Source organism: Caballeronia sp. (genome assembly GCF_049581465.1).
Lineage (GTDB): Bacteria > Pseudomonadota > Gammaproteobacteria > Burkholderiales > Burkholderiaceae > Caballeronia.
Genome location: NZ_JBAUSA010000116.1, coordinates 1 through 2,148 on the forward strand (window position 1 = coordinate 1; position 2,148 = coordinate 2,148).

At 61.2% G+C, this 2,148-nt stretch carries 2 protein-coding genes; both read right to left on the reverse strand.

What is annotated here, in order from left to right; genetic code table 11:
• Positions 1–162: 162 nt before the first annotated feature.
• Entirely contained in the window at positions 163–1,164 is a 1,002-nt protein-coding gene (locus WCA53_RS02875; protein ID WP_423905261.1) for a transketolase family protein, read from the reverse strand.
• Positions 1,161–2,003 carry a transketolase gene (locus WCA53_RS02880; protein ID WP_423905262.1) on the reverse strand — a complete coding sequence of 281 codons (843 nt, stop codon included), beginning with the start codon at positions 2,001–2,003 and terminating at the stop codon, positions 1,161–1,163. Before WCA53_RS02880 ends, WCA53_RS02875 begins: the two co-directional genes overlap by 4 nt.
• Positions 2,004–2,148 lie beyond the last annotated feature (145 nt).

Consider the following 2,148-nt stretch of genomic DNA (forward strand, 5'->3'; position numbering starts at 1 on the left):
ACAGGTATTTTGTACTACTACTTTTTGTCAATTTATCTATGGATCGATTCGCTCACGTTGCTTGCCTCTTCCCGTAACGGTGCGCCAACGAACTGGCACACCGTCACGGCTCTCAATGCTCAGGCCCCCGACTTATCTATCCAGTCGAGATATTCCGCACACTCATCCGAGCCAACTCTTGATCGTGCTCGCCATGACGTTGCTCGAGATGCCATAGCGGTCATGCAAGGTCGGCAGCGCGCCCGCAGCGAGAAACTCATCGGGCAGTGCGATCTGACGGTACATCGGCGTGACGCCGGCCGTGAGCAGCGTGGTCGCGACCGCTTCGCCGAGACCGGCGACCACCGAATGATTCTCGGCGACCACGACCATCCGGCCCGTGCGCCGGGCTTCGCGCAGGATCGTCTCGGTATCGAGCGGCTTGATGGTCGGCACATGCAGCACCGCAACGCCGACGTTGTCCGCTTCCAGCGTCTTCGCGACCTCCAGCGAGCGCATGGTCATGATGCCCGACGAGATGATCAGCACTTCAGCGCCATCGCGCAGCAGCTTCGCCTTGCCCAGTTCGAACTGGTAGTCGTACTCATCGAGTACGGCCGGAACGTTGCCACGCAGCAGGAGCGCATACACCGGGCCGTTATGCGCGGCGATCGCAGGCACCATCTGCTCGGTGTCGAGCGCGTCGCACGGATCGATGACCGTCATGTTCGGCATGGCACGCATGAGCGCAAGATCCTCGGCCGCCTGATGGCTCGGGCCGTAGCCGGTCGTGAGGCCCGGCAGCGCGCAGATGATCTTCACGTCGAGGTTGTCTTCGGCGATCGCCTGGTGCATGAAGTCGTATGCGCGACGGGTCGCGAAGACCGCATACGTCGTCACGAACGGCTGGGCGCCTTCATGCGCCATGCCGGCGGCCGCCCCCATCAGCAGTTGCTCAGCCATCCCCATCTGATAGTAGCGCTCTGGAAACTCCTTCCCGAAGATATGCAGGTCGGTGTACTTGCTGAGGTCGGCGGTCATGCCGACTATGTTTGTCTTCTCCCGCGCCAGTTGCGCCAACGCATGGCCGAACGGCGCGGAACGCGTGAGTTGTCCTTCGCCTGCAATGGAGGCGATCATCGCCGAGGTCTTCAGGCGCGGCTTCGTGATAGTGGTGTCGCTCATGCTTGTCTCCCTGCTTCGAGTGCTGCGAGCGCCAGTTGCCACTCATGGGCATCGACGCGGATGAAATGGTTCTTTTCCCGTTCTTCGAGGAACGGCACGCCGCAGCCCATGCGGGTATCGCACACGATAATCCGTGGCTGCGGCTTCGGATGATTGCGCGCGGCATCGAAGGCCGCCTTCACGACATTGATGTCGTTGCCGTCGACACGCTGCGTGAACCAGCCGAACGCTTCGAGCTTCTCGACGAGCGGTTCGAACGCCATGATCTTCGACGAGGGACCGTCGGCTTGCTGGTTGTTGACGTCGACCATGGCGATCAGGTTGTCCAGCTTCCAGTGAGCGGCCGACATAAGGCCTTCCCAGATCGCGCCCTCATCGAGTTCGCCGTCGGAGAACAGCGTGTAGACGAACGCATCTGAGCCCTTGCGCTTCAGACCAAGGCAGCGGCCCACCGCGATCGTGAGACCGTGGCCGAGCGAGCCGCCCGACATCTCCATGCCGGGCGTGTAGCTCGCCATGCCGGACATCGGCAACCGGCTGTCGTCGCTGCCGTAGGTTTCGAGTTCTTCCGGTGGCAGAAAGCCCGCTTCGAAGAGCGCTGCGTAAAGCGCGATCGCATAGTGACCGTTGGACAAGAGGAAGCGGTCGCGGCCTTCCCACTCGGGGTTGTCGGGTTGGTAGCGCATGGCGCCGAAGTAGGAAACCGCGAGTACATCGGCGATGTCGAGTGCCTGGCCGATATAGCCTTGCCCCTGTACTTCGCCCATCAGCAAGGCGTTTCTGCGAATCCGATAGGCGCGCTCGGCGAGCGTCACCGCATCTGATGACGGACTGTTCATGGTGTCTCCTTGATTTAAAAAATGAGTCTTTGCAGCAGAAGGTGTCAGCGATTGACGCTCTTGGCTGGCACGAGGAAAACAAGCCCGGCACCGATGACGATGGCGACGGAGATAAAGATGAGTCCGGCCGTCGACTTACCGGTCA